The 23,631-nt window shown below is 65.4% G+C and carries 30 protein-coding genes; 21 read left to right on the forward strand and 9 right to left on the reverse strand.

The genetic code is table 11. The features are described 5' to 3' along the window. The first annotated feature begins 137 nt into the window (after positions 1-137). From ccmA to XH79_RS12820, 5 genes are all read left to right on the forward strand, one after another. On the forward strand, positions 138-740 hold the full coding sequence (gene ccmA, locus XH79_RS12800; RefSeq protein ID WP_271581941.1) for a heme ABC exporter ATP-binding protein CcmA: 603 nt from the start codon (positions 138-140) through the stop codon (positions 738-740). A 226-nt stretch (positions 741-966) separates the two neighbouring features. Next, a complete protein-coding gene (ccmB, locus tag XH79_RS12805; RefSeq protein ID WP_080139572.1) occupies positions 967-1,635 on the forward strand; it encodes a heme exporter protein CcmB in 669 nt (222 codons plus the stop codon). A gap of 91 nt (positions 1,636-1,726) precedes the next feature. Next, a complete protein-coding gene (locus XH79_RS12810; protein ID WP_271581900.1) occupies positions 1,727-2,512 on the forward strand; it encodes a heme ABC transporter permease in 786 nt (261 codons plus the stop codon). Next, a complete protein-coding gene (gene ccmD / locus XH79_RS12815) occupies positions 2,509-2,694 on the forward strand; it encodes a heme exporter protein CcmD (RefSeq protein WP_212346422.1) in 186 nt (61 codons plus the stop codon). Before XH79_RS12810 ends, ccmD begins: the two co-directional genes overlap by 4 nt. After that, entirely contained in the window at positions 2,691-3,284 is a 594-nt protein-coding gene (locus XH79_RS12820) for a DsbE family thiol:disulfide interchange protein (RefSeq protein WP_212346419.1), read from the forward strand. The genes ccmD and XH79_RS12820 overlap by 4 nt, the downstream gene beginning before the upstream one ends. Positions 3,285-3,441: 157 nt before the next feature. Here XH79_RS12820 and XH79_RS12825 read toward each other — a convergent pair whose 3' ends face one another. Together XH79_RS12825 and ftsY are read right to left on the reverse strand one after the other, a co-directional pair. After that, a complete protein-coding gene (locus XH79_RS12825) occupies positions 3,442-4,044 on the reverse strand; it encodes a septation protein A (protein ID WP_018643916.1) in 603 nt (200 codons plus the stop codon). Between the two features lie 2 nt (positions 4,045-4,046). Then, positions 4,047-4,994: a signal recognition particle-docking protein FtsY gene (gene ftsY, locus XH79_RS12830; protein ID WP_271581901.1), complete on the reverse strand. Its 948-nt coding sequence runs from the start codon at positions 4,992-4,994 to the stop codon at positions 4,047-4,049. Positions 4,995-5,051: 57 nt separating this feature from the next. Here ftsY and XH79_RS12835 point away from each other — a divergent pair, with 57 nt between their 5' ends. Together XH79_RS12835 and XH79_RS12840 are read left to right on the forward strand one after the other, a co-directional pair. Next, positions 5,052-5,753: an RluA family pseudouridine synthase gene (locus tag XH79_RS12835; protein ID WP_212346646.1), complete on the forward strand. Its 702-nt coding sequence runs from the start codon at positions 5,052-5,054 to the stop codon at positions 5,751-5,753. Between the two features lie 248 nt (positions 5,754-6,001). After that, positions 6,002-7,111 carry a DUF2336 domain-containing protein gene (locus XH79_RS12840; RefSeq protein WP_271581902.1) on the forward strand — a complete coding sequence of 370 codons (1,110 nt, stop codon included), beginning with the start codon at positions 6,002-6,004 and terminating at the stop codon, positions 7,109-7,111. A gap of 193 nt (positions 7,112-7,304) precedes the next feature. Here the strand turns inward: XH79_RS12840 and mtaB are convergent, their stop codons facing one another. Together mtaB and dapF are read right to left on the reverse strand one after the other, a co-directional pair. Further along, complete coding sequence (mtaB, locus tag XH79_RS12845) at positions 7,305-8,558, reverse strand: tRNA (N(6)-L-threonylcarbamoyladenosine(37)-C(2))-methylthiotransferase MtaB (RefSeq protein ID WP_271581903.1); 1,254 nt, start codon at positions 8,556-8,558, stop codon at positions 7,305-7,307. Beyond that, positions 8,558-9,433, reverse strand: coding sequence for a diaminopimelate epimerase (gene dapF, locus XH79_RS12850; RefSeq protein WP_271581904.1), 876 nt, complete (start codon positions 9,431-9,433; stop codon positions 8,558-8,560). The genes mtaB and dapF overlap by 1 nt, the downstream gene beginning before the upstream one ends. Positions 9,434-9,634: 201 nt before the next feature. Here dapF and XH79_RS12855 point away from each other — a divergent pair, with 201 nt between their 5' ends. Both XH79_RS12855 and XH79_RS12860 read left to right on the forward strand, forming a co-directional pair. Further along, positions 9,635-10,399: a GyrI-like domain-containing protein gene (locus tag XH79_RS12855; protein ID WP_271581905.1), complete on the forward strand. Its 765-nt coding sequence runs from the start codon at positions 9,635-9,637 to the stop codon at positions 10,397-10,399. Between the two features lie 5 nt (positions 10,400-10,404). Beyond that, positions 10,405-11,106: an SIMPL domain-containing protein gene (locus XH79_RS12860; protein ID WP_271581906.1), complete on the forward strand. Its 702-nt coding sequence runs from the start codon at positions 10,405-10,407 to the stop codon at positions 11,104-11,106. 36 nt (positions 11,107-11,142) lie between these two features. Here the strand turns inward: XH79_RS12860 and XH79_RS12865 are convergent, their stop codons facing one another. Both XH79_RS12865 and XH79_RS12870 read right to left on the reverse strand, forming a co-directional pair. Further along, positions 11,143-11,553: a hypothetical protein gene (locus XH79_RS12865; protein WP_271581907.1), complete on the reverse strand. Its 411-nt coding sequence runs from the start codon at positions 11,551-11,553 to the stop codon at positions 11,143-11,145. Positions 11,554-11,729: 176 nt separating this feature from the next. Then, positions 11,730-12,794 carry an MBL fold metallo-hydrolase gene (locus XH79_RS12870; protein ID WP_271581908.1) on the reverse strand — a complete coding sequence of 355 codons (1,065 nt, stop codon included), beginning with the start codon at positions 12,792-12,794 and terminating at the stop codon, positions 11,730-11,732. Between the two features lie 317 nt (positions 12,795-13,111). Between XH79_RS12870 and ffh the strand changes: the two genes are divergently transcribed. The 7 genes from ffh to XH79_RS12905 all read left to right on the forward strand — a co-directional run bounded on the left by ffh (position 13,112) and on the right by XH79_RS12905 (position 19,175). After that, positions 13,112-14,656 carry a signal recognition particle protein gene (ffh, locus tag XH79_RS12875; protein ID WP_271581909.1) on the forward strand — a complete coding sequence of 515 codons (1,545 nt, stop codon included), beginning with the start codon at positions 13,112-13,114 and terminating at the stop codon, positions 14,654-14,656. 86 nt (positions 14,657-14,742) lie between these two features. Beyond that, positions 14,743-15,075 carry a 30S ribosomal protein S16 gene (gene rpsP, locus XH79_RS12880; RefSeq protein ID WP_018643926.1) on the forward strand — a complete coding sequence of 111 codons (333 nt, stop codon included), beginning with the start codon at positions 14,743-14,745 and terminating at the stop codon, positions 15,073-15,075. Positions 15,076-15,084: 9 nt separating this feature from the next. After that, on the forward strand, positions 15,085-15,645 hold the full coding sequence (rimM, locus tag XH79_RS12885) for a ribosome maturation factor RimM (protein ID WP_212346399.1): 561 nt from the start codon (positions 15,085-15,087) through the stop codon (positions 15,643-15,645). A gap of 105 nt (positions 15,646-15,750) precedes the next feature. After that, entirely contained in the window at positions 15,751-16,506 is a 756-nt protein-coding gene (gene trmD, locus XH79_RS12890; protein WP_271581910.1) for a tRNA (guanosine(37)-N1)-methyltransferase TrmD, read from the forward strand. A gap of 108 nt (positions 16,507-16,614) precedes the next feature. Then, complete coding sequence (gene rplS, locus XH79_RS12895; protein WP_018643929.1) at positions 16,615-16,995, forward strand: 50S ribosomal protein L19; 381 nt, start codon at positions 16,615-16,617, stop codon at positions 16,993-16,995. Between the two features lie 469 nt (positions 16,996-17,464). Then, positions 17,465-18,871: a 3-isopropylmalate dehydratase large subunit gene (gene leuC / locus XH79_RS12900; RefSeq protein ID WP_271581911.1), complete on the forward strand. Its 1,407-nt coding sequence runs from the start codon at positions 17,465-17,467 to the stop codon at positions 18,869-18,871. Positions 18,872-18,965: 94 nt separating this feature from the next. After that, entirely contained in the window at positions 18,966-19,175 is a 210-nt protein-coding gene (locus tag XH79_RS12905) for a hypothetical protein (protein ID WP_271581912.1), read from the forward strand. A gap of 53 nt (positions 19,176-19,228) precedes the next feature. On the opposite strand, the gene XH79_RS12910 is transcribed toward XH79_RS12905, so the two are convergent. Then, the gene (locus XH79_RS12910; RefSeq protein ID WP_271581913.1) at positions 19,229-19,774 is read right to left on the reverse strand and encodes a hypothetical protein; all 546 of its coding nucleotides are present in this window, start codon (positions 19,772-19,774) and stop codon (positions 19,229-19,231) included. Between the two features lie 256 nt (positions 19,775-20,030). Between XH79_RS12910 and XH79_RS12915 the strand changes: the two genes are divergently transcribed. Further along, a complete protein-coding gene (locus XH79_RS12915; RefSeq protein WP_212346384.1) occupies positions 20,031-20,330 on the forward strand; it encodes a DUF1330 domain-containing protein in 300 nt (99 codons plus the stop codon). Between the two features lie 4 nt (positions 20,331-20,334). On the opposite strand, the gene XH79_RS12920 is transcribed toward XH79_RS12915, so the two are convergent. Further along, a complete protein-coding gene (locus XH79_RS12920) occupies positions 20,335-20,613 on the reverse strand; it encodes a hypothetical protein (RefSeq protein ID WP_271581914.1) in 279 nt (92 codons plus the stop codon). Positions 20,614-20,646: 33 nt separating this feature from the next. Continuing rightward, positions 20,647-20,940 carry a hypothetical protein gene (locus XH79_RS12925; RefSeq protein ID WP_271581942.1) on the reverse strand — a complete coding sequence of 98 codons (294 nt, stop codon included), beginning with the start codon at positions 20,938-20,940 and terminating at the stop codon, positions 20,647-20,649. A gap of 162 nt (positions 20,941-21,102) precedes the next feature. Here XH79_RS12925 and XH79_RS12930 point away from each other — a divergent pair, with 162 nt between their 5' ends. From XH79_RS12930 to XH79_RS12945, 4 genes are all read left to right on the forward strand, one after another. Continuing rightward, a complete protein-coding gene (locus tag XH79_RS12930; RefSeq protein ID WP_212346379.1) occupies positions 21,103-21,501 on the forward strand; it encodes a metallopeptidase family protein in 399 nt (132 codons plus the stop codon). A gap of 81 nt (positions 21,502-21,582) precedes the next feature. Beyond that, positions 21,583-22,188 carry a 3-isopropylmalate dehydratase small subunit gene (gene leuD, locus XH79_RS12935; RefSeq protein WP_212346377.1) on the forward strand — a complete coding sequence of 202 codons (606 nt, stop codon included), beginning with the start codon at positions 21,583-21,585 and terminating at the stop codon, positions 22,186-22,188. Positions 22,189-22,269: 81 nt separating this feature from the next. Continuing rightward, on the forward strand, positions 22,270-23,055 hold the full coding sequence (locus XH79_RS12940; RefSeq protein ID WP_271581915.1) for a hypothetical protein: 786 nt from the start codon (positions 22,270-22,272) through the stop codon (positions 23,053-23,055). A 156-nt stretch (positions 23,056-23,211) separates the two neighbouring features. Then, entirely contained in the window at positions 23,212-23,631 is a 420-nt protein-coding gene (locus XH79_RS12945; RefSeq protein ID WP_271581916.1) for a hypothetical protein, read from the forward strand.

Genomic DNA, 23,631 nt, shown 5'->3' on the forward strand with positions numbered 1-23,631 from the left:
GTTCCGGGCTTATAGAAGCTTTCTAACCGCACCGCCACAGCCACAATCGTGCCGCAGCAATTGCTGAGCCAAAAATTCCCATGCGCTACCCCAAGATTTCCTGAGGCCTGGCTTTGAGCGGATTGGACCAAGGCAAGATGCAGCTGTCCGGACGCGGGGTCGCCTGCGTGCGCGGCGGCCGCGAGGTGTTTTCGGGGCTCGATTTCGCTGCCGTCTCCGGCGAGGCGGTGGCGGTGACGGGTCGCAACGGATCGGGCAAGACCTCGCTGCTGCGGCTGATCGCAGGCCTGCTCATTCCGGCCGGCGGGACGATCGTACTGGACGGGGGCGACACCGAAATGACGCTGCCCGAGCAGTGCCACTATCTCGGCCATCGCGATGCCCTGAAGCCGGCGCTGAGTGTGGTGGAAAATCTGGCATTCTGGGCTGATTTTCTGGGCGGGGAGCGCGGCGACGCCGCCGAGAGCCTCACGGCCGTCGGCCTCGACCACGCCACCCATCTGCCCGCCGCCTTCCTGTCCGCCGGCCAGCGCCGCCGCCTCTCGCTGGCCCGGCTGCTCACTATCAGGCGCCGGATCTGGCTGCTGGACGAGCCGACCACGGCGCTCGACGTCGCCGGCCAGGACATGTTCGGCGGTCTGATGCGCGAGCACCTTTCGCGCGGCGGCATGATCATCGCCGCCACCCACGCGCCGCTGGGGATCGATTCGCGGGAGCTTCGAATCGGGGGTGCGGCGTGATTCCCATGGACCCTCAGCTTTCCAAGCGGCCGGGTGCCGGCCTCTCCGTTCCCTCCCCCCTTGCGGGGGAGGGTCAGGGAGAGGGGTGCCACACGGGGATTCTCTCGTTCGGTCCAAGTCCTGTTCTGACCCAACGCGCACCATTTCCTGGGCTACCCCTCTCCCCCGCCCTCCCCCGCAAGGGGGGAGGGAGCACACCGCCTTTGCGGCACGATGGGAGCGCCCCATGACCGCCCTTGCCGCCCTGATCCGCCGGGACATCAGGATCGCGCTGCGCGTCGGCGGCGGGGCCTTGATCGGGGTGCTGTTCTTCCTGACCGTGGTGGTCCTGATGCCGTTCGCGGTCGGGCCGGACCTGGCGCTGCTGTCGCGGCTGGGGCCGGCGATCCTCTGGCTCGGCGCGCTGCTGGCGAGCCTGCTCACGCTGGACCGGCTGTTCATGGCCGACCATGAGGACGGCTCGCTCGACCTGATCACGATGAGCCGGACGCCGCTGGAACTCGCCTGCGCGGCCAAGGCGCTGGCGCATTGGCTGGCCGCCGGCCTGCCGCTGATTGTCGCAACCCCCGTGCTCGGCCTGCTGCTGAACCTCGACATGGTCGCGACCGGCGCGGTGGCGCTGACGCTGCTGGCGGGCACGCCGGCCCTCACCTTCACCGGCATGATCGGCGCGGGACTGGCGGTGACGCTGCATCGGGGCGGGCTGTTGATGGCCGTGCTGGTGCTGCCGCTGTCGATTCCGGTGCTGATCTTCGGCGTTGCCGCCTCGCAGGCCGCAATCGTCGGTCCCATGACGTTCGGGGCGCCGTTCTCGATCCTGTGCGCGCTGTCGCTGGTCAGCCTCGTGGTCGGCCCCTTCGCGGCGGCGGCGAGCCTGCGGCATGGACTGGATTGAGTGGGATCGGACTGACCTTGACCCCGATCAACTTTCGTGACGCGCTTTTATGCTGATTGCGTGAGCATCAACCGGTGATTATCAGGATACCATGACGCTGATCGACCTCGCCAACCCCACGCGGTTCCTCGCGCTGACAGCGCGGGTGTTGCCGTGGCTTGCGGCCGCGACCGTCATCCTGCTCACCATCGGCCTCTATCAATCCGCCTACGCGCCCGACGACTACCAGCAGGGCGCGACCGTCAAGATCATGTTCATCCACGTGCCCAATGCCTGGCTGTCGATGTTCGTCTGGGGCGTGATGAGCATCGCCTCGCTGGGCACGCTGGTGTGGCGGCATCCGCTCGCCGACGTCGCGGCGAAAGCCGCAGCCCCGATCGGCGCCAGCTTCACCTTCCTCGCGCTGCTGACGGGCTCGCTGTGGGGCCGGCCGATGTGGGGCACCTATTGGGAATGGGATGCGCGTCTCACTTCTGTGCTGATCCTGTTCCTGATGTATCTCGGCCTGATGGCGCTGTGGCGCGCGGTCGACGATCCCTCGCGCGCGGCGCGCGCCGCGGCGGTGCTGACGCTGGTCGGCGCGATCAATCTTCCGATCATCAAGTTCTCGGTCGACTGGTGGAACACGCTGCACCAGCCGGCCTCGGTGATGCGCGTGGGCGGCTCGACGCTCGACAAATCCTTCCTGATTCCGCTGCTGCTGATGGCGATCGGATTCACGCTGCTGTTCGTCACGCTGCATCTGGCGGCGATGCGCAACGAGATCCTGCGCCGCCGGGTCCGCTCGCTGCAGATGATGCAGGCGAGCCGGGTCGCGTTTTCGAGCGAAATGGGCACCGGTTCGCATCAGGAAAACGCATCAACAGGAGCGGCGTGATCATGTCGCTCGGTCCCTACGCCTCCTTCATCGTAACGTCCTATGCCGCTGCGGCTCTCGTGATCGCGATCCTGATCGGCTGGATCGTGCTCGACTATCGCAGCCAAACCCGGCGCCTGCGCGAGCTCGACCGTAGTGGCGTCACCCGCCGCTCGGGCCGCAGCGCGATGGACGCGTCATGAGCCATCAGTCGACCTCCGTCCCACCGCAGCGCCGCACCTTCCTCATGGTGCTGCCGCTGATCGCTTTCATCGGCCTCGCCGTGCTGTTCTGGTTCCGGCTCGGCAGCGGCGATATCTCGCGGATTCCCTCCGCGCTGATCGGACGACCGGCGCCGCAAACCGTGCTGCCGCCGCTGGAGGGATTGCAGGACAACGGCACGCCGGTGCCGGGGCTCGATCCCGCTGCGTTCAAGGGCCAGGTCAGCCTGGTCAATGTCTGGGCATCCTGGTGCGTGCCTTGTCATGACGAAGCGCCGCTCCTGACCGAACTGGCAAAAGACAAGCGCTTCCAGCTCGTCGGCATCAACTACAAGGACGCCGCCGACAACGCGCGCCGCTTCCTCGGGCGCTACGGCAACCCGTTCGGCCGGGTCGGCGTCGACGCCAACGGCCGCGCCTCGATCGAATGGGGCGTCTATGGCGTGCCGGAGACGTTCGTCGTCGGGCGCGAGGGCACGATCGTCTACAAGCTGGTCGGCCCGATCACACCAGACAATCTGCAGAAGGTGTTGTTGCCGCAGATGGAGAAGGCGTTGAAGGCGGGGAGCTAGCGCCGCGCGCTCGTGCCACATGCTCAACTGTCATCGCCCGACTTGATCGGGCGATCCAGTATTCCAGAGACGTCAGTCGTATACGGAGAAGCCGCGGCGTACTGGATGCCCCGGTCAAGCCGGGGCATGACAGCGGTATGCTGGGGGGCGCTTCGCCCTACCCCTTCCTCACATCCCCGGCTTCGGCCTCGCTGGTCTCCAGCGAGGCCGGCTCGATCCCGTAGCGCTTGGTCAGCGGCATCTGGGCGATGGCGAAGATCATCGTGATCGGGGTGACGCCGAACACCTTGAAGTTCACCCAGAAATCCGTGCTCTGGGTGCGCCAGACGATCTCGTTCAGCACTGCCATGCCGGCAAAGAACAGCGCCCAGCGCAGCGTGAGGATACGCCAGCCCTGCGGCGTCAGGTTGAACATCTGGTCGAACATCACGGCGATGAAGGAGCGGCCGAACAACAGGCCGCCGCCGAGGATCGCGGCGAACAGACCGTAGATGATGGTCGGCTTGACCTTGATGAAGGTCTCGTCATGCAGCACCAGGGTCAGCGTGCCGAACACCAGCACGATCACGCCGGTCACGATCGCCATGATCGGGATGTGGCGCGTCACCACGTAGGAGGCGGCCATCGCCGCGACGATCGCGACCATGAAGGCGCCGGTCGCGGCGAACAGGTTGAATTTCGCATTGACGAAGAAGAACACGAGCAACGGACCGAGCTCGGTCGCAAGCTTGAACAGCGGATGCGGCTGGGTCTTGTCCATTCTCAGCTTTCGATTCCGGCGATGGCGCGGGCGAAATCGCGCGCAGTGAACGGCGCGAGATCGTCGACGCCTTCGCCGACGCCGATGAAATGCACCGGCAGTTTGAACTTCTCCGCAAGCGCCACCAAAATGCCGCCGCGCGCGGTGCCGTCGAGCTTGGTCATCACGAGGCCGGTGACACCGGCGGTGCGATGGAACGCCTCGACCTGCGACAGCGCGTTCTGGCCGACTGTAGCATCGAGCACCAGCAGCACGGCATGCGGCGCAGTGTCATCCACCTTGCGGATCACGCGCACGACCTTTTCGAGCTCGTTCATCAGCTCGGCCTTGTTCTGCAGCCGGCCGGCGGTGTCGATCAGCAGCACGTCGATGCTCTGCTCCTTCGCCGCGGTGAGCGCGTTGAAGGCAAGACTGGCCGAATCCGAGCCCTGCGCGCCCGCGATGACCGGCGTCTTCGTCCGCTCGCCCCACACCTTGAGCTGCTCGATGGCGGCCGCGCGAAACGTGTCGCCGGCGGCGAGCATCACCTTGCGGCCTTCGGATGCGAATTTCTGCGAAAGCTTTCCGATGGTGGTGGTCTTGCCGGAACCGTTGACGCCGACGACGAGGATGACGAACGGCTTCTTGGCCGCATCGATCTCGAGCGGCTTTGCCACCGGCGACAGCACCTTCTCGACCTCGGTGGCAACGACGTCCTTGACCTCGTCCGCCGAGATCGCCTTGTCGTAGCGGCCTGCGCCGACGGCATCGGCAATGCGCACCGCGACGGAGGTCCCGAGGTCGGCCCGCAAGAGCACGTCCTCGATGTCGTCGAGCATGGCGCGGTCGAGCTTGCGCTTGGTGACGAGGTCGGCGACCGCGGTCCCGAGCGAGGACGAGGTACGCTTCAGCCCGTTGGACAGGCGGCGCCACCAGCTCAGCTTGGGGGTCTCGGAGGTGGTATCGTTCATGGTGGCGTGTTAGCCGTTCCGGCTCGCAAACGAAAGCCTTGACCGAAAGTCTTGCAATTGCTCGATGTTCCCGCATTGACCGCCGACGAGATCCTGGCCCGCGTGCTCCATCGCGATGGGTTGATGCTGATCATCGACAAGCCGGCCGGCCTGCCCGTGCATCGCGGCCCCAAGGGCGGCGCCAATCTGGAGGATTCCTTCGACGCGCTCCGCTTCGGCCTGCCGCGGCCGCCGGTGCTGGCCCACCGGCTGGACAAGGACACCTCCGGTTGCCTCGTGCTCGGGCGCCATCGCAAGGCGACCGCCTCGCTGGGCCTGCTGTTCAAGCATGGCAAGATCGGCAAGACCTACTGGACCGTGGTCGAGGGCGGCCCTGCCGAAGATGAGGGCACCATCGACATGCCGCTCGGCCGGCTCAATGCCGAACGCGGCTGGTGGCAGAAGCCGGATCCGGACGGGCAGAAGGCGATCACCAACTGGAAGGTGATGGGCCGGGGCGATGGTTTCACCTGGCTCGCCATGGAACCGGTGACCGGGCGGACCCATCAATTGCGCGTGCATTCGGCGGAGAGCGGCTGGCCGATCTTCGGCGATAACATTTACGGCAACGGCCCGCGCTTCGGCGAGCCGAAGCTGCATCTGCATTCCCGCGAGATCGTGGTGCCGATCTCCCGCAACAAGGAGCCGGTCCGCGTGGTCGCGCCGGCCCCGCCGCATATGCACGAGAAGCTCCGTGCCTGCGGGTGGAATGGGGAATAGGTGTCGACCCTCATGGTGAGGAGGCGCGTCGGCGCAGTCTCGAACCATGAAGGCCCAACTGTCGCCCGCGGCCATCCTTCGAGACGCCGCTACGCGGCTCCTCAGGATGAGGAGTGGTGGCCGGTCTGGGAGCAGGGCAGTGCTCCGCCATCCGCGCCATGGTTTACGAAACGTTCAGGGCTCGCCTCTAATGATAACGGTCGCTTAGAACAAGCTTCCGTCAATTCGCTCAGGACGAGCCGCGCGTCATGCCCAAGGCCGAGCTATCGATCATCGACGAGGTCGAATCCGCACTTCGGATCGGCTCGCCTGAAAAGGGCCTGGAAACGGCGCGGCGGGTCACCGACCTGTTCCTGTCCTCCGCCGGCAGTTTCAGCGACGAGCAGATCGCGTTGTTCGACGACGTGCTCGAGCGTCTGATCCGCACCATCGAGCTGCGCGCGATTGCCGACATGGGCGCACGCGTGGCGCTGGCCGAGATCAGCGCCCAGCTTGCGCCGATCGCGCAGGCGCCGCCTTCCGTGATCCGCCGCCTCGCCAACAATGACGAGATCCGCATCGCCGGTCCCGTGCTGCAGGAATCCGCGCGCCTCGACGATGGCGAGCTGGTCAAGATTGCCTCCAGCAAAGGCGAGCCGCATCTGCTCGCAGTCGCCGGCCGCTGGTGGCTGAAGGAGATCGTCACTGACGCATTGCTGGCGCGGCGCTATCCCAGCGTCAGCCGCCGGCTCGCCGCCAATCCCGGCGCGCGTGTCTCCGGAAGCGGATTCACCGTCATCGTCGGCCAGGCCGAAAGCGATCCCGAGCTCGCCGTGAGCGTCGGCGTCCGCGTCGACCTGCCGTCGGAGCTACGCCGCCAATTGCTGCGCTCGGCGACGGACGTGGTCCGCACGCGCCTGTTGTCGCGCGCGCCGCCGCATCTGTTCGAGGAAATCCAGAGCGCGATCGCCGCCGTCACCGTCGGCGTCGAGCGCGAGATGTCGAGCGTTCGCGATTTCGAAGGCGCCAAGCGTGCCATCGCCCATCTCAAAGCCACCGGCCAGCTCAACGAGGCGACGTTGCTCGGCTTCGCCAGGCAGCGGCGCTATGAAGAGACCGCCGCCGCGCTGGCCGCGTTGTCCGGATCGACCGTCGAGGTGATTCGCCCGCTGATGCAGAGCCTGCGCGAGGACGGCCTGCTGGTGCCGTGCAAGGCGGCGCAGCTCAGCTGGGACACGACGGTCGCCGTGCTCGAAAGCCGTTTTGCGACCGGTGCGATGAAGCCGGCCGACCTTGCCAAGGCGCAGGGGCATTACGCGCGCATGACGCCGGACAACGCAAGGCGCACGCTGCGGTTCTGGCAGGTAAGGGCGTCGTAGAGCGCGCGTCAGGCCCGCGCTGCGTGCCAAGCCCTCCGCTGTCGTCCTGGCGAAAGCCAGGACCCATTACCACCGAATTCGGTTTGACGAAGACTGGTGGTTATCAATCGCATTCAACAACTACGCCCTGGGGTAATGGGTCCTGGCTTTCGCCAGGACGACGTTGGGGATGCAATTGTGGGATGACCGCAGATTACGTCGTCAATCGCTCGCCATCACTGCCGGCAATCTTCCGCGGCACGATGCTCCCCACCCGCTCGTCCGCAATCGCCACCGGCAGATAATGCTCCGTGCGGCCCTGCCCCTCGCTCTCGATCAGCACATCGCGCGTCGCGCCGATCTCGGCTTGCAACCGCTGCCGTAATGCCGCGTCTCCCACCGCGCGCAGCCGCTTCGCACGCTCCTTGATCACGCCACCCGCCACCTGCGGCATCCGCGCGGCGGGCGTGCCGGGGCGCGGGGAATAGGGGAAGATGTGCAGGAACGTCAGTCCGCATTCTTCGACGAGATCGAGCGAGCGCGAGAACATCTCCTCGGTCTCGGTCGGGAAACCCGCGATGATGTCGGCGCCGAAGGCGACATCAGGGCGCAGGCGGCGGACCTGGTTGCAGAACGCGATCGCATCCTGCCGCAAGTGCCGTCGCTTCATGCGCTTCAGGATCATGTCGTCGCCTGACTGCAGCGACAGGTGCAAATGCGGCATCAGCCGCGCATCCTCAGTGATCGCGTCGAGCAGGTCGCTGTCGACCTCGATCGAATCGATCGAGGAGATGCGCAGGCGCTTCAACTCCGGCACGTGCCGCAAAATCTGTTTCGTCAGCATGCCGAGCTTCGGAGCGCCGGGCAGGTCAGCGCCATAGCTGGTGAGATCGACGCCGGTCAGCACGATCTCGGCATGGCCGCGCTCGGCCAGGGTGCGCACCTGCTCGACCACGGCACCCATCGGCACCGAGCGCGAATTGCCGCGACCGAACGGGATGATGCAGAAGGTGCAGCGATGATCGCAGCCGTTCTGCACCTGCACGAACACGCGGGGCAGGCCGGTCGCAAAGCCGTCGACGAGATGCGGCGCCATCTCCCGGACGGACATGACGTCGCTGACGGCGATCTTTTCGCTGGCGCCGATGTCGAACGCATCACGCGTCTGCTGCCACGCCTCGCTGCGCATCTTGTCGTCATTGCCGACGACGCGATCGACCTCGGCCATGCCGGCGAACATCGCAGCTTGCGTCTGCGCCGCGCAGCCGGTGACGACGATGCGCGCCTCGGGGCGCTCGCGCTTCAATTTGCGGATCGACTGGCGCGCCTGTGCCACCGCCTCGTTGGTGACGGCGCAGCTGTTGATGACGATGGTGTCGGAAAGGCCTGCGCCCTCCGCCTCACGGCGGATCACCTCGGCCTCGAAAGCGTTGAGGCGGCAGCCGAAGGTGACGATGTCGACGGCCATCAGCCGACCGGCGCGAACAGCGCCGGATCGAAATTGCCCTCAAATTCGAAGGTCGCCGTGCCCGTCATCAGCACATGGTCGTCGCGCTCGCGCCATTCGATGCCGAGCTTGCCGCCGGGCAGCGTGATCTCGACCTTGCGCTCAGCGCGCTTCAGCCGCGCGGCCGCAACCGCCGTCGCACACGCCGCCGAGCCGCAGGCCCGGGTCAGCCCCGCGCCGCGTTCCCAGGTACGGATGGTGATGTGCTCGCGATCGACGATATGGGCCAGCGTGATGTTGGCGCGCTCGGGGAAGATCGGGTGGTTTTCGAGCAGCGGACCGAAGCGCCCGAGATCGTAGGCGTTGACGTCGTCGACCCAGAACACCGCGTGCGGATTGCCCATGCTCACCGCTGACGGCGAATGCAGGATCGGATTGTCGATCGGCCCGATCTGCAATTCGATGTAGCGGGTGTCGCGAAACTCTTCCGCCAGCGGAATGTCCTGCCAGCCGAATTTTGGCGCGCCCATGTCCACCGTGTAGAGCTCCGGCGCGGGGCCCTGCCAGGCGTTGAGCAGGCCGGCGGCGGTTTCGAACGTCGCCGTGCTCTGGCCGGTCTTCTCGAAGATGCGGCGGACCACGCAGCGCATGCCGTTGCCGCAGGCGCCGGCTTCGGAGCCGTCATTGTTGTAGATGCTGATGAAGGCCTCGGTGCCGTCGAGCCGCGGCTTCTGCAGCACCATGAGCTGGTCGTAGGGCACGCCGCCCTGCGCGGACGCCACGGCGCGGGCGTCGTCCGGCGTCACCCGGCCTGCGGAATCGCGCATGTCGACAACGACGATCTCGTTGCCGATGCCGTTCATCTTGGCAAATGCGTGGTTGGCCAGCGCGCTCATGAAAATTCCCGAATTTCGCCTGCCTTATATGGCGATCCTTGGCCGCTTGGCCAGTGATTTGCCACCCCGAGCAGGACATCTGCCATGACGCATCTGTCATGGGACGAATTCGGCGCTCGCGTGTTAGAACGGCGCGGTTCGCGCGACCCGGGATACGCGGCCCGGTTAAGGCCTTGGTGGGCAAGGTCTGGGGAGAATAAAATGAACATTTTTCGTCGTTTCGCTATGGCTGCGCTGATCCCGGCGGCGGCCATGTCGTTTGGGCTGTCCAGCGTGCTGGCGCAGACCCCGAGCCCGGCGCCGGCGGCATCGGCAAGCCCCTCTTCGACAAGTCCTGCGCCGGCCTCGCCCGCTCCGGCTGCAAGTGCCTCGCCCGCCCCCGCGGCGACACCCTCGCCTGCGGCGAGCGCCTCACCCGCTCCTGCAGCATCGCCAGCGCCCGCAGCCAGCGCCTCGCCCAGCCCGCCGCCGGCTGCGGCCGCCACCCCTGCCCCGGTGCAGACCGCCGACCCCTTCGGCCTCGAGACCACGCTGGAGCCGAAGAAGGTCGTGATGGTCAAGGGCACTGCCAATTGGGATTCCGCCTTCGACACGCTGATCGACGCCTTCAAGGCGCTGAACACGCTGCTGGACAAGCAGGGCATCAAGCACGCCGGCAATTCGATGATCGTCTACACCTCGACGGATGACACCGGCTTCACCTTCCTCGCCGAGATCCCGGTCGAGCAGGACCCGAAGAACCTGCCCAAGGACATGAGCGTCGGCAAATCGCCGGAGGGCAAGGCACTGAAATTCGTCCATCGCGGCTCCTACGACAACATGGACAACACCTATGAGGCGATCACCAATCACCTCGACGACAAGAGACTGGAAGCCAAGGACACCTTCATCGAGGAATACCTCACCGATCCCCTGAAGACGGCCGAGGACAAGCTCGTGATCAACGTTTTCGTGCCGCTGAAGTGAGAGTGATGAAAAAGCCTGCCGTACTCGCCGCCGTCCTTGCCACCACTTTGCTGGCCGCACCCGCGCGCGCCGACGATTTTCCCGCCGCGATCTCGGTGAGCGGCGAAGCCTCCGTGTCCGCGGCACCTGATCTCGCGCAACTCGACGCCGGTGTCGCCAGCGACGCCAAGACGGCGAAGGAGGCCTCCGATGCCAACAACGCCGCGATGGGCAAGGTGCTACTGGCGCTGAAGGGCGCCGGCATCGCCGAGAAGGACTACCAGACCTCGCGGCTGTCGCTGCAGCCGCAATACGGCCAGAACAAATCCACCGGCGCCTCGCCTGTCGTCGGCTTCCGCGCCTCCAATCGCGTCACCGTGAAGATCCGCGACGTGACCAAGGTGGCAACCATCATCGACACGCTGGTCAGCGCCGGCGCGAACGACATCGGCAACATCTCGTTCGAGGTGACGCAGGCCTCAAAGCTGCTCGACGACGCGCGCGAGCAGGCGGTGGCCGACGCGCGGCGCAAGGCGGAGATCTATGCGAAGGCCACCGGCGTGACGCTTGGCACGCCGCTCAGCGTCTCCGAAGGCGGTGGCCCGGTGCCGCTGTTCAAGGCACGAGTCGCAGCAGCGCCGATGGCCGCGCCTGCCGCCGTCGCACCGGGCGAGGAGACCCTGTCGGTGACGGTGAATGTGAGCTGGGCGATCAAGGCTGGGCAATAGTCTCGTTCGTAAGAGGCACGTCGGCGCAACACCTAATCAGTCATTCGCGCTGATATCTGTAAAAAGGAACCCCGCCTGCGTCTTGGTAAAGACGAAGATGAGCTCGCCGCAGAAGACGAAGTAACTGTCGTTCTTATAATCATCGCGATCGTAGACGGCCTTGCCGCGCTGGATACACGCGCGATTTTTTGCCGTGAACGAGGTCCGATAGGTCTTGGCGCCAAATTGCGCGGCGTCGCGAATTGCGTTGTCGTTCATGAACGGCAATCGTGTCATACCGGCGACGGCGACGGAATCGTTTGCCTTCAGCGCCGCGCGAAACTTCTCGATGAAGCCATCGAATTCCTTCTGCAAGGCAGGAGAAGCGACGGCGTCCTTCGCCCGGGCGACGGCTGGAGCAAGGTTCACAAGAGCGGTTGCGAGCACAATTCTCAGCAAAAATCCCACAGGTCGGCTCCGTCCGTCGATCGATCAAGGTCTTCCGACCGAAAGAAATTCATGGTGTTTTGTTGCGTCAGGGGCTTTCTGGTTCAACGGCGCAGAGCCGCACGAACTTGTCGCGATAGGAGCAAAGCGGACATTGCTTCCGTCGCATCACGCCGCCGGGTTTACGGGTACACGACCTAAATCTCCACCACCTGCCCGGGCTTCATCGCCACGAACCGCTCCTGCGGAATCTTCGCAGCATCGAGCGCTTCGACAAGCGCTTTCGCCGGCGCGTCGATCGCCTCGTCCGTCAGCTGGAACGTGCCGTGATGATGCCCGAGCGCTTGTTGCGCGCCGCAATCGCCTAGCGCCTTCACGGCATCTTCCGGATTCATGTGCTGGTCGCGCATGAACCAGCGCGGCTCGTAGGCGCCGATGGGGAGGATGGCGAGGCGTAGGGCCCCGTGCTTCTCGGCGACGCGGCGGAAATGCCGGCCATCGCCATAACCGGAATCGCAGACCACGTAGATTTTCCCAGCCGGCGTCTCCAACACGAAGCTCGCCCACAACGCCTTGTTGCGGTCGAACAGGCCGCGCGCGGTCCAGTGCCGGGTCGGCACCAGATGCACGGCGACGCCTTCGCCGAGCTCGACGCGGTCGTGCCAGTCGAACGCTTCCGCCCTGATCGTGGGATCGACGCCGCGCATCGTCACATCGTTGCCGAGCGGGGTCACCACGCGCGGGCCAAAATTCTTCGCGAGGCGCGACAGCGTCGCCATGTCCAGATGATCGTAATGGCCGTGCGAGACCAGCACGACGTCGATCTTCGGCAGCTTCTCGAAGGCGACGCCGGGATCGTTGTGCCGCTTCGGCCCGGCCCAGGCGACCGGCGAGACCCGCGAGGACCAGACGGGATCGACCAGGATGTTGACGCCGCCGGCCTGGATCAGCCAGCTGGCGTGGCCGACGAAGGAGAGCCGCACCTTGTCACCGTCGACCCGCGCCGGCGGGGTGTCGGCATGGGGGCTCGGAACCCAATCCGGCCAGGCCGCCCGCTGCCGCTTGCCGCTGAACTGCCAGCGCAGCACCTCGCGAAGCGATTTTGGCGGCGCCCCATCCGGATCGAAGAAGTGCAGGCCGTTGAAATGGTCGGAGGCGGGTCCGTCATAGGTCTTCATGCGGGACATCCAGAGGGAGGGGACGCCGACCAGGGCACCGGCTCCGGCAAGCAGTCCGAAAAGGCGGCGGCGGGTGACCGGCACGGGCGGGCTTCTAGGGATGGTCGGGATGGTAAGACATCACCCGCCTATATGGGCCGGGCCGCCAAAAAAGGAACCTGTCGCAAAAAGGGGCATATTTTCAGTATCTTGCCCTACCAAAGGCGTCCCGGCACCCTAACTTTCCTTGACTTTTAGGCGGGAGCGGCGTTTAACCCCGCCACTTTCTCGGAAAGGCTTTCTTTTCGACCCGCCGACCGGTCCTCGAGGCCGGAGGTCAACGCCCGACAGCGCTATGCGCCCTCGGGCGCAAAGGTGTTTGGAAGATCGCCATTCTGGCGAGCAGGACAAGGACAACGGCATTGTTCGACAATCTGTCGGAACGGCTTGGTGGCATTCTCGATCGCCTGACGGGGCGCGGCGCGCTGACCGAAAAGGACGTCGACGCCGCGATGCGCGAGGTGCGCCGCGCGCTGCTGGAGGCAGACGTCGCGCTCGAGGTCGTGCGCAGCTTCACCGAGCGCGTGCGCGAGCAGGCGATCGGCGCCACCGTCGTCAAGTCGGTCACGCCCGGCCAGATGGTGGTCAAGATCGTCCATGACGAGCTGATCAACACGCTCGGCGCCGAAGGCCAGACCATCGACGTCAATTCCGTGCCCCCGGTGCCGATCATGATGGTCGGTCTCCAGGGCTCCGGTAAGACCACCACCACCGCGAAGCTCGCCCGCCGCCTGGTCCAGCGCGACAAGCGCAAGGTGCTGATGGCCTCGCTCGACGTCTATCGCCCGGCGGCGATGGAGCAGCTGGCCGTGCTCGGCCGCGACCTCGACATTCCGACCCTGCCGATCGTGGCGGGCCAGCAGCCGCCGCAGATTGCGAAGCGCGCGCTCGAAGCCGGCAAGCTCGGCGGCTACGACATCGTGCTGCTCGACACCGCCGGCCGCACCACGCTCGACGAAGAGATGATGGCGGAAGCCGCGGCGATCAAAGCGGCGGCCAATCCGCACGAAGTGCTGCTGGTTGCCGACAGCCTCACCGGCCAGGACGCGGTAAACCTCGCGCGCTCGTTCGATCAGCGCGTCGGCCTCACCGGCATCGTGCTGACACGCGTCGACGGCGACGGCCGCGGCGGCGCTGCGCTGTCGATGCGCGCGGTCACCGGCAAGCCGATCAAGCTGATCGGCACCGGTGAAAAGACCGATGCGCTGGAGGATTTCCACCCCGATCGTATCGCCGGCCGCATCCTCGGCATGGGCGACGTGGTCTCGCTGGTCGAACGCGCCGCCGCCAATATCGACGCCGAGAAGGCCGCGCGCACCGCCGAGCGCATGCGCAAGGGTCAGTTCGACCTCAACGACATGCGCGAGCAGCTGCTGCAGATGTCGAACATGGGCGGCATCAGCGGGCTGATGGGCATGATGCCCGGCATCTCCAAGATGAAGAACCAGATCGCGGCCGCCGGCATCGACGACAAGATCTTGAAGCGCCAGGTCGCGATCATCGATTCCATGACGCGCGACGAGCGCCGTCATCCGGACCTGCTGAAAGCAAGCCGCAAGAAGCGCATCGCGGCCGGCAGCGGCCAGAGCGTCGAGCACGTCAACAAGCTCTTGAAGATGCACCGGAACATGGCCGACGTGATGAAGGCCATGGGCTCGGGCAAGCGCGGCCCGCTCGCCGGCATCGCGCAGGCGATGGGCTTTGGCGGCGGCATGAAGATGCCGTCGCCGGAAGAAATGAAGGCGATGCAGGAAAAGATGCAGGCCGGCGGCGGTGGCCTTCCGAATCTGCCGAAGGATCTGCCGCCCGGGCTTCGCGGCGGCCTGCCCAATCTTCCTGGACTGACCGGGCTGAGCGGCAAGCCGACGTTGCCGGGCCTCGGCGGTTTCCCTGGCAAGAAGAAATGAGGAATTCGTCGCGGGGGATCTCAACCGGTCTCGCGTGACGCGGAATACCAATCAACCGAACAAAACGTACTTTGAAGGAGAACTGAATGTCCGTCGTTATCCGCCTCGCCCGTGCAGGCACCAAGAAGCGTCCCGTCTATCACGTCGTCGTCGCCGATTCGCGTTTCCCGCGCGATGGCCGCTTCATCGAGCGTCTCGGCTATTTCAACCCGCTGCTGCCGAAGGACAACGAGACTCGCCTGAAGCTCGACATGGACAAGGTGAAGTCCTGGCTCGCCAAGGGCGCGCAGCCGTCGGACCGCGTGATGCGCTTCCTCGACGCCGCCGGCGTCAAGAAGCGCGAAGCGCGCAACAACCCCGAGAAGGCCGTGCCGCGCAAGGAGCGCAAGGCGCAGGCCGAAGCCGCCGCGAAGGGCTAAGGCTAGACCATGTCGGCGCTGGTCTGCGTCGCGCGGATCGGCGCCGCGCATGGTGTGCGCGGTGCGGTCAAACTATGGACCTTCACCGAAGATCCGTTTGCCGTGAAGCACTACGGTCCGCTTCTCGCCAAGGACGGCAAGCGCCAGTTCGAGGTCGCAACGGCGCGCGAGGCAAAAGATCATCTGGTCGCGACGTTCAAGGGCGTCACGACCCGCGATGAGGCCGAGCGCCTCAACGGCATCGAGCTCTACGTCCCGCGCGAAAAACTGCCCGCGACGGACGAGGACGAATATTACCACACCGACCTGATCGGGCTCGCCGCTGTCACCACGGATGGCGATGCGCTCGGCCGCGTGCTCGCGATCCATAATTTCGGCGCCGGCGACATCATCGAGATCGCACCGCTCAAGGGCGCGACGATGCTGCTGCCGTTTTCGAATGCGGTGGTGCCGGAGGTCGACCTCAAAGGCGGACGCGTCGTGATCGCGCTGCCGCAGGAGATCGAGGGCGATCGGGACGAGGACGAGACCCCTTCCGCGAGTCGTCCCGGCGAAAGCCGGGACCCATAACCACAAATCGTGGTTTTGGCTAAGCTGGCAGCTCCAGCCGTCGCACAATTGAGTGCGATGGCTATGGGTCCCGGCCTTCGCCGGGACGACAACAACTGAGATCCGATGACATCCCCCTCACCCTGGCGCGCGACGGTGCTGACGCTGTTTCCGGAGATGTTTCCGGGGCCGCTCGGCGTGAGTCTGGCCGGGCGGGCGCTGGCCTCCGGACTGTGGGAGATCGAGGCGCGGGACATCCGGGCCTCCGCCACCGACCGCCATCGCAGCGTCGACGACACCCCTGCGGGTGGCGGCCCGGGCATGGTGCTGCGGGCGGATGTTCTGGCGGCTGCCATCGATGCCGCGGAGATCGGGCCTGAGCGGCCACGTCTGCTGATGAGCCCTCGCGGTCGGCCATTGACCCAGGCCCGCGTCACCGAGCTCGCCCAGGGGCCCGGCCCGCTGATCGTCTGCGGGCGGTTCGAGGGGATCGACCAGCGGGTGATCGACGGGAGGGGCCTGGAGGAGGTCTCGATCGGCGATTACGTGCTCTCAGGGGGCGAAATCGCAGCTTTGGCCCTGATCGACGCCTGCGTCCGGCTGCTGCCGGGGGTGATGGGCAAGGAAGCCTCGGGGACCGAGGAAAGTTTCGCCGACGGCCTGCTCGAATACCCCCAATACACCCGCCCCCAGCTGTTCGAGGGGGTCCCGATCCCGGAAATCCTGACCTCGGGCGACCACGCCAAGGTTGCCAGCTGGCGGCGGGCGCAATCCGAGGCCCTGACAGAGGCCCGGCGGCCGGATTTATGGGCCCAAATCCCGCCCAAGCCCCCGATTCGGCCCCGTCGCCAAAAAACGCCAAAAAACAAGACAGACGGGTGACAAACGCTCCGGCTTGCCTTATAGGAGCGGCCAAATCCGCAATAGCTGGATAGACGAATTTCGCGCAGCCCCCGATCTGCGGCTGGGCGCGCCGATGGAGATTACCCCATGAACCTGATCCAACAGCTTGAAAAAGAGCAGTTCGAGAAGCTCTCCGCCACCAAGGAGATCCCGGAATTCGCCCCCGGCGACACCGTGATCGTCAACGTGAAGGTCGTCGAAGGCGACCGCACCCGCGTGCAGGCCTATGAAGGCGTCTGCATCGGCCGTTCCGGCGGTGGCCTCAACGAGAGCTTCACCGTCCGCAAGATTTCCTATGGCGAGGGCGTCGAGCGCGTGTTCCCGCTGCTCTCCCCGATGATCGACTCGATCAAGGTGGTGCGCCGCGGCAAGGTGCGTCGCGCCAAGCTCTATTATCTCCGCAACCTCCGCGGCAAGTCGGCCCGCATCGTCGAGAAGCAGGACCGTCAGGCCGCCGTCGGCGAGTAAGCATCGCCATCAGGCAAGTCTTTCGAAAGCGCGGGGCTCGGCTCCGCGCTTTTTTGTTGCGTCAGTGCGGCGCGCAAGGTGCCCGGCCCTCACCCTGAGGAGCGCGGAACGCGCGTCTCGAAGAGCGAGGCCACCAGCCGGGCCTTCATCCTTCGAGACGCGCGCCAAGAGCGCGCTCCTCAGGATGAGGGGCATGCATGGCGCGCGTTGGCGGGCATTTGAAACCACTCGCGATTCCAATTCGGCCTGCTATATATTCTTGGAATGTTTCCAGATCTGACCAGCTTCGCACCCGTCCGGCGCATCGTCATCGACGATCGCTCGCGGCTGCCTGGCCGGTTCTTCGGACGCTTCGCGACCTCGGCAACGTCAGAGCTTACGCGCGCAGCCTAAAAGCTGCGCTGACGATTTTGTTGCCCGCGCGCGAGGCGCGCAATCCGCTTTCATAACATTCCCGGAGCTCAAGCTCATGTCCAAGCCGACCACCCTGTACGACAAGATCTGGAACGACCATCTGGTGCACGAAGCCGACGACGGCACCTGCCTGCTCTATATCGACCGTCACCTGGTCCACGAGGTGACCTCGCCGCAGGCGTTCGAAGGCCTGCGCGCGACGGGCCGCAAGGTCCACGCACCCGAGAAGACGCTCGCGGTCGTCGACCACAACGTGCCGACCACCGATCGCACCAAGCCGAACCCCGATCCTGAGAGCATCGAGCAGATCAAGGCGCTGGCCGAGAACGCCAAGGAATTCGGCATCGAATATTACAACGAGTTCGACAAGCGCCAGGGCATCGTCCACGTCATCGGCCCCGAGCAGGGCTTTACCCTGCCCGGCACCACCATCGTCTGCGGTGACAGCCATACCTCGACGCATGGCGCGTTCGGCGCGCTCGCGCACGGCATCGGCACGTCCGAGGTCGAGCACGTGCTGGCGACGCAGACGCTGATCCAGAAGAAGGCCAAGAACATGCGCGTCACCGTCGACGGCAAATTGCCCGACGGCGTGACCGGCAAGGATATCATCCTGGCCATCATCGGCGAGATCGGCACCGCGGGCGGCACCGGCTACGTGCTGGAATACGCGGGCGATGCGATCCGCGCGCTCTCGATGGAAGGCCGCATGACGGTCTGCAACATGTCGATCGAAGGCGGCGCGCGCGCCGGTCTCGTTGCACCCGACCAGAAGGCCTACGACTTCCTGCGCGACCGTCCGAAGTCGCCGAAGGGCGCGGCCTGGGACGCGGCGATGCGCTATTGGGAGAAGCTGCGCTCCGACGAAGGCGCGCATTTCGACCACGAGCTGCGCCTCGATGCGGCAAAACTGCCGCCGATCGTGACCTGGGGCACGTCGCCTGAGGACGTCATCTCGGTGACCGGCATCGTGCCTGATCCGGACAAGATCGCGGACGAGGCCAAGCGTCTCTCCAAGCACCGCGCGCTGAAGTACATGGGCCTGACCGCGGGCACGAAGATCACCGACATCAAGCTCGACCGCGTCTTCATCGGCTCCTGCACCAACGGCCGCATCGAGGACCTGCGCGCCGCCGCCAAGATCGCGGAAGGCAAGCAGGTCGCAGGCAGCGTCAACGCCATGGTGGTGCCGGGCTCCGGCATCGTGAAGGAGCAGGCCGAAGCTGAAGGCCTCGACAAGATCTTCATCAAGGCCGGCTTCGAATGGCGCGAGCCGGGCTGCTCGATGTGCCTCGCCATGAACCCGGACAAGCTGAAGCCGGAAGAGCGCTGCGCCTCGACCTCGAACCGCAACTTCGAGGGCCGTCAGGGCTTCAAGGGCCGCACGCATCTGGTGTCGCCGGCAATGGCGGCGGCTGCCGCGATCGCGGGTCACTTCGTCGACGTCAGGGACTGGCGGTAAGCCGGTTCCTGCAATTGTAGCGATCGCGGCAAACCGCCGTTAATCGCCCGCAACGACACTGCGTCCTCGCGACGGTTCGCGAGGATGCAAAGCCATGGCCAACAAGCCTGAATATGTCGATCTGATCAGCGAGGCGACGCGCCAGCACCGGCGGCGCGCCGCGCCGCTTCGCATCGTCGCCAAGCCCGAGGTCGAGGAGACCTCCAAGCTCAGCCGCTGGCCGCCGGCGATGTTTCGGCAGTGGAAGGTCGAGAACCTGATGCGCTGGAAGTCGGCGTCGTGGAAGCTGAAGGATTGGCTGTAATGACCGGATGAACAAAGGGCGCCGTCACGGCGCCCTTTTCATTTCGATCGTGCTTACCAATAGCGGTACGGGTTGTGCCAGCGGCGCCAATGGTGCCAGCGGCAAATGCGGCGCGGGCCGTAATAGGTCCAGATGATCCGGCAGCGGCGCGGATAGTGGTAGTAGGGATAGTAGCCGCCGTAATAATAGCGCCGGTGGAAGTGGCGATAGCCGTAATGGGGACGATAGCCCCAGTGGCGGTGATAGCCGCCGTAATGACGAAATCCGCCGTAGCGAATGCCGCCGCCGTGAAAGGCCGGCGCGGCGCGGAAGCCGCCGCCATGAAAGCCGCCGCCGCGGAATCCGCCGAAATGTCCGCCGCCACCGCGGAAGCCACCGCCGCCGTGAAAATGTCCGCCACCACCATGTCCGCCGCCGCCATGCCGGACCTGCGTGACGAGGTCGTCGGCCGCGGCCTTCGTCGCCGGTGACGTCGCCGGATTGATCAAGCTGAGCGCTTCGGCGCGGCGCGCCGTCCCGGCCGTCAGCATCAGCGTCGCGGCAGCCGCAATCCCGAGCAAGCGCATCGGGCTTGCCCTGAGGCCCCAACTCCTCGGCATGGAATTCTCCCTGAATGTGGACAGCGGCATTGCGGCGCAACGTCTCGCGCCGCCACTGTTCATTTGCAGTCGCTCCCGAGATTAAATTACGGACAGCGACGTGAACGCGTTATGAATAGACGAGGTTTCCGAGCGGCACGACGCCGTAGCCCGGATGAAGCGCAGCGCAATCCGGGAATGGTGTCACACGCCGCACGAAATTCCCGGATTTCGCTACGCTCCATCCGGGCTACAAGATTGCGAAGGAATTCTTGCGATGACGGTCTACGCGATTGCGCAATTGAAGATGACTGACCGCGCTGCCTATGACCGCTATCAGGCGCGGTTCTTCGACGTGTTCAGGAAGTACAACGGGCGTCTGCTCGCCGCCGATGAACATCCGCGCGTGCTCGAGGGCGCATGGCCGCACGACAAGCTCGTCATGATGTCGTTTCCCGACGAGGCGGCATTCCTCGCCTTCTCGAACTCGCCCGAATACGAAGACATCTCGCGCGACCGCAAGGCGGGGGCGCAGGCGACGGTGCTGCTGGTGAAGGGATTTGCGCCGGCCGGTTAGCGGATCACCAGAACGGCCCGTAGCCGAACACGAAGGGGGCGGGCACGGCGTAGGGATAGGGACGATAATAGGCCGGGCGCGCGTAATAGCGTGGATCACGGCGCACGGCAGGCCGCACGATGTCAGAGGTTCGCACGTGTCGCCGCGCATCGAAAACCGCGATCCCCGCCGAGGCCTCCGGCACCGTCACCCTTGGCGCAGTAGATCTTGGTGCCGCAGAAGCGCGAGGCAGGCCGGCGGCAAGCGCGACGGCAACGGCGGCCAGTGCAATCCATCTCGCCATGATGACCCTCACGAGGCCTCCGCGCTACCGGCGTCAGCCCCGGCGCCAGTAGCAGCTCATATGCGGCGTGATTACTGTGCCGCTGGGCCTGTGTTCCTGCACATAGGCGACGTTGCATTCGCGGACCGCGTCGGGACCGGGATTGTAGCGGGGATAGACGCCATCAGGGGTGTAATAGGGCGTGACGCGCAGGCGCGCCGGGGGCCGCCTGCGCGGTGGAGGGACGTCGTCGGGCAAGACCGCCTGGGCCAGCCGGATCTCGGGAGCAGCCATCTGCGCCTGGGCATTGGCCTTCGTGCCGACAAAAAAAGTCGAAAACAACCCCATGCACAGTAGAACCGGTACTGCTGTTCCCGCCCGCATCACATCACCACCGATCTGAGCCAACCCCTTGATGCGCCGTACGCTCCTCGTTTTCGCGCGCGGCGTCAACGCCCCGATCCTATAAAGCGGGATGCATCGCCGCGGAACCCGCGCTATGACGGTCTCATGTGGACGGAATTGAAAGCGCCCTCGCTGGCCGAAATGGAAGCGACGGCCCATGACATCTTCGACCGCCTGCCGGCGGAATTTCGCAAGCTCTGCGAGGGCGTGATTCTCCGCGTCGACGACTTCCCGACCGACGAGGTCCTGGACGAGATGGAATGCGAGAGCGAGTTCGACCTGCTCGGCCTGTTCCAGGGCGTCGGCCTGCCCCAGCAGAGTCTTGGCGACGTGGCGCGGCTGCCCAACATGGTCTGGCTCTACCGCCGCCCGATCCTGGACTACTGGGCCGAGCACGACGAAAGCCTCGGCCATATCGTCCGCCACGTCCTGATCCACGAGATCGGCCACCATTTCGGTCTCTCGGACGACGATATGGCCGCGATTGAGGCTAAGGCAGACTAGATCTGCCGAATTCGGCCTAGGATTCCCGCCCCGATCGCGATAAATAGCGGTTCCCCCAGACCTACCCGGGAAAGCGCAACCATGGACAAGTTCACCACGCTGGAAGGCGTCGCGGCGCCGCTGAAGATCATCAATGTCGACACCGACATGATCATTCCGAAGCAGTACCTCAAGACCATCAAGCGCACCGGCCTTGGCAAGGGGCTCTTCTCCGAGCAGCGCTACAAGGACGACGGCAGCGAGAACCCGGATTTCGTCCTCAACCAGCCCGCCTATCGCAATGCGAAGGTGCTGGTGGCCGGCGACAATTTCGGCTGCGGCTCGAGCCGCGAGCATGCGCCCTGGGCGCTGCTCGACTTCGGCATCCGCTGCGTGATCTCGACCTCGTTCGGCGACATCTTCTACAACAACTGCTTCAAGAACGGCATTCTGCCGATCCGCGTTTCGCAGGAAGACCTCGACAAGCTGTTCGACGACGCCGAGCGCGGTGCCAACGCGACGCTGACGATCGACCTGCCGAACCAGGAGATCCGCGGTCCCGACGGCGGCAAGGTCAAGTTCGAGATCGATCCGTTCCGCAAGCACTGCCTGATCAACGGCCTCGACGACATCGGCCTCACGATGGAGAAGAAGACCTCGATCGACACCTATGAAGAGAAGCTCAAGCGCGAGCGCGCCTGGGCCTGATCGTAAGTTTTCGTCCGAGCCCCGGCGTTGCAAGCGCCGGGGCTTTTTCTTTGCCCCGCTCGTCTCCTATAGCTTCGCTGCATGCTGCCCGAGATCGTCACCTTCTGGCATGGCCCGATGGACGCACTGCGCCAGACCTGTCTGCGCTCGCAGCTCGCGGCCGGCCACAAGGTCACGGTCTACAGCTTCGACCCCATTCCCGGCCTGCCGGCGGGTGTCGAGAATGCCGAGGCCGAAGCGATCCTGCCGCACGCGTTCTCGGAGCGGCTGCGGCCGCCGCAGCCCGACGGCAGCTGGCGCGACTGGACCACGCTGCAGTTCAGCGACTTCTTCCGCATGAAGCTGATGGCGAAGGGGCTCGGCCTATGGCTCGATGCCGACGTGCTGCTGCTCAAGCCCGCCGAGATCGATCCGGCAAAACCCTATTTCGCCTGGGAGCGGCCACGCCAGCTCGGCAATTCCGTGATCTACCTGCCGCCCGACCACGGCATCGTTGCCGCCTTTGAAGAGCTGATGGAGCAGGAGGAGCTGACGCCGAACTGGCTGTCGGTGCGCCACCGCATCACCTTCATGATGCGCCGCCTGCGCGGCGGTTCGAACCGGCTCTCGGATATTCGCGTCGCGATCTACGGCCCCGCGGCACTCACCGCGCTCGCGCGTCGTACCGGCGAATTGCAGAACGCGCTGCCGAAGCAGTCGTTCTATGCCGTGCATGCCGAGCCAAAACTGTTCTTCGATCCCTCGAGCTATCTCGGCCTCGTCACCAACCCCGAGATCATCGGCCTGCACATCTCGCCCAAGGGGCGCGGCGGCGAGAAGCCGATTCCGGGCAGCCTGTATGCCTGGGCGGCGGAGAGATTTGCGTAGCTCTCGTCGCGTGTCCCGGACGCGGTGCGGCGCGAAGTGCCGCTCCGCAGAGCCGGGACACGACCTTGATCGCTTCTCAATTTGATCCAGCGCAACGCGCTCCTGCACCATTGTGCCTAATCTGGCTCCAATTCCACGATCCCAACGGAGCCTCGCATGAGCACCGCAAGCAGGCCTTATCCCATCGTTCAGGACCTCATCGAGTCCTTCGCAAACTGGCTGAAGCATCGCCGCGAGATGAACGAGATGCGGCAGCTCGACCGCGCCGATTTCGACCGCATCGCGAGCGATCTCAGGATCGCGCCTGATGATCTCGAAGAGCTGGTCCGCCACGGCAAGCATGCCGCGGACGAGCTGCCGAAGATGCTGGAACAGCTCGGCATCAGTGCCGAGGGGCTCGGCCGCGCACAGCCGCTGCTGCTGCGCGACATGGAGCGGGTCTGCGCGCTCTGCAATCACAAGGGAGAGTGCGACCGCGATCTCACCGAGGGCACCGCCGCGGAGAACTATCACGGCTACTGCGCCAACGCCGCGACGCTGGAGTCGCTCGACCGCGCCGACCTCGCGCCGCGGTGA

The organism is Bradyrhizobium sp. CCBAU 45389, from assembly GCF_028128625.1.
GTDB classification, from domain to species: Bacteria; Pseudomonadota; Alphaproteobacteria; order Rhizobiales; family Xanthobacteraceae; genus Bradyrhizobium; species Bradyrhizobium liaoningense_B.

Bases quoted from the DNA above. Each gene is read 5' to 3' on its own strand.
- ccmB (WP_080139572.1), top strand. From the start codon at position 967: ATGACCGCCCTTGCCGCCCTGATCCGCCGGGACATCAGGATCGCGCTG.
- XH79_RS12860 (WP_271581906.1), top strand. From the start codon at position 10,405: ATGAAAAAGCCTGCCGTACTCGCCGCCGTCCTTGCCACCACTTTGCTG.
- mtaB (WP_271581903.1), bottom strand. From the start codon at position 8,558: ATGGCCGTCGACATCGTCACCTTCGGCTGCCGCCTCAACGCTTTCGAG.
- XH79_RS12940 (WP_271581915.1), top strand. From the start codon at position 22,270: ATGCTGCCCGAGATCGTCACCTTCTGGCATGGCCCGATGGACGCACTG.
- XH79_RS12930 (WP_212346379.1), top strand. From the start codon at position 21,103: ATGTGGACGGAATTGAAAGCGCCCTCGCTGGCCGAAATGGAAGCGACG.
- XH79_RS12840 (WP_271581902.1), top strand. From the start codon at position 6,002: ATGCCCAAGGCCGAGCTATCGATCATCGACGAGGTCGAATCCGCACTT.
- leuD (WP_212346377.1), top strand. From the start codon at position 21,583: ATGGACAAGTTCACCACGCTGGAAGGCGTCGCGGCGCCGCTGAAGATC.
- leuC (WP_271581911.1), top strand. From the start codon at position 17,465: ATGTCCAAGCCGACCACCCTGTACGACAAGATCTGGAACGACCATCTG.
- ccmA (WP_271581941.1), top strand. From the start codon at position 138: ATGCAGCTGTCCGGACGCGGGGTCGCCTGCGTGCGCGGCGGCCGCGAG.
- XH79_RS12810 (WP_271581900.1), top strand. From the start codon at position 1,727: ATGACGCTGATCGACCTCGCCAACCCCACGCGGTTCCTCGCGCTGACA.
- XH79_RS12820 (WP_212346419.1), top strand. From the start codon at position 2,691: ATGAGCCATCAGTCGACCTCCGTCCCACCGCAGCGCCGCACCTTCCTC.
- dapF (WP_271581904.1), bottom strand. From the start codon at position 9,433: ATGAGCGCGCTGGCCAACCACGCATTTGCCAAGATGAACGGCATCGGC.
- XH79_RS12905 (WP_271581912.1), top strand. From the start codon at position 18,966: ATGGCCAACAAGCCTGAATATGTCGATCTGATCAGCGAGGCGACGCGC.
- rpsP (WP_018643926.1), top strand. From the start codon at position 14,743: ATGTCCGTCGTTATCCGCCTCGCCCGTGCAGGCACCAAGAAGCGTCCC.
- XH79_RS12925 (WP_271581942.1), bottom strand. From the start codon at position 20,940: ATGGGGTTGTTTTCGACTTTTTTTGTCGGCACGAAGGCCAATGCCCAG.
- XH79_RS12855 (WP_271581905.1), top strand. From the start codon at position 9,635: ATGAACATTTTTCGTCGTTTCGCTATGGCTGCGCTGATCCCGGCGGCG.
- trmD (WP_271581910.1), top strand. From the start codon at position 15,751: ATGACATCCCCCTCACCCTGGCGCGCGACGGTGCTGACGCTGTTTCCG.
- ftsY (WP_271581901.1), bottom strand. From the start codon at position 4,994: ATGAACGATACCACCTCCGAGACCCCCAAGCTGAGCTGGTGGCGCCGC.
- XH79_RS12825 (WP_018643916.1), bottom strand. From the start codon at position 4,044: ATGGACAAGACCCAGCCGCATCCGCTGTTCAAGCTTGCGACCGAGCTC.
- rplS (WP_018643929.1), top strand. From the start codon at position 16,615: ATGAACCTGATCCAACAGCTTGAAAAAGAGCAGTTCGAGAAGCTCTCC.
- XH79_RS12920 (WP_271581914.1), bottom strand. From the start codon at position 20,613: ATGGCGAGATGGATTGCACTGGCCGCCGTTGCCGTCGCGCTTGCCGCC.
- XH79_RS12915 (WP_212346384.1), top strand. From the start codon at position 20,031: ATGACGGTCTACGCGATTGCGCAATTGAAGATGACTGACCGCGCTGCC.
- XH79_RS12945 (WP_271581916.1), top strand. From the start codon at position 23,212: ATGAGCACCGCAAGCAGGCCTTATCCCATCGTTCAGGACCTCATCGAG.
- XH79_RS12910 (WP_271581913.1), bottom strand. From the start codon at position 19,774: ATGCCGAGGAGTTGGGGCCTCAGGGCAAGCCCGATGCGCTTGCTCGGG.
- rimM (WP_212346399.1), top strand. From the start codon at position 15,085: ATGTCGGCGCTGGTCTGCGTCGCGCGGATCGGCGCCGCGCATGGTGTG.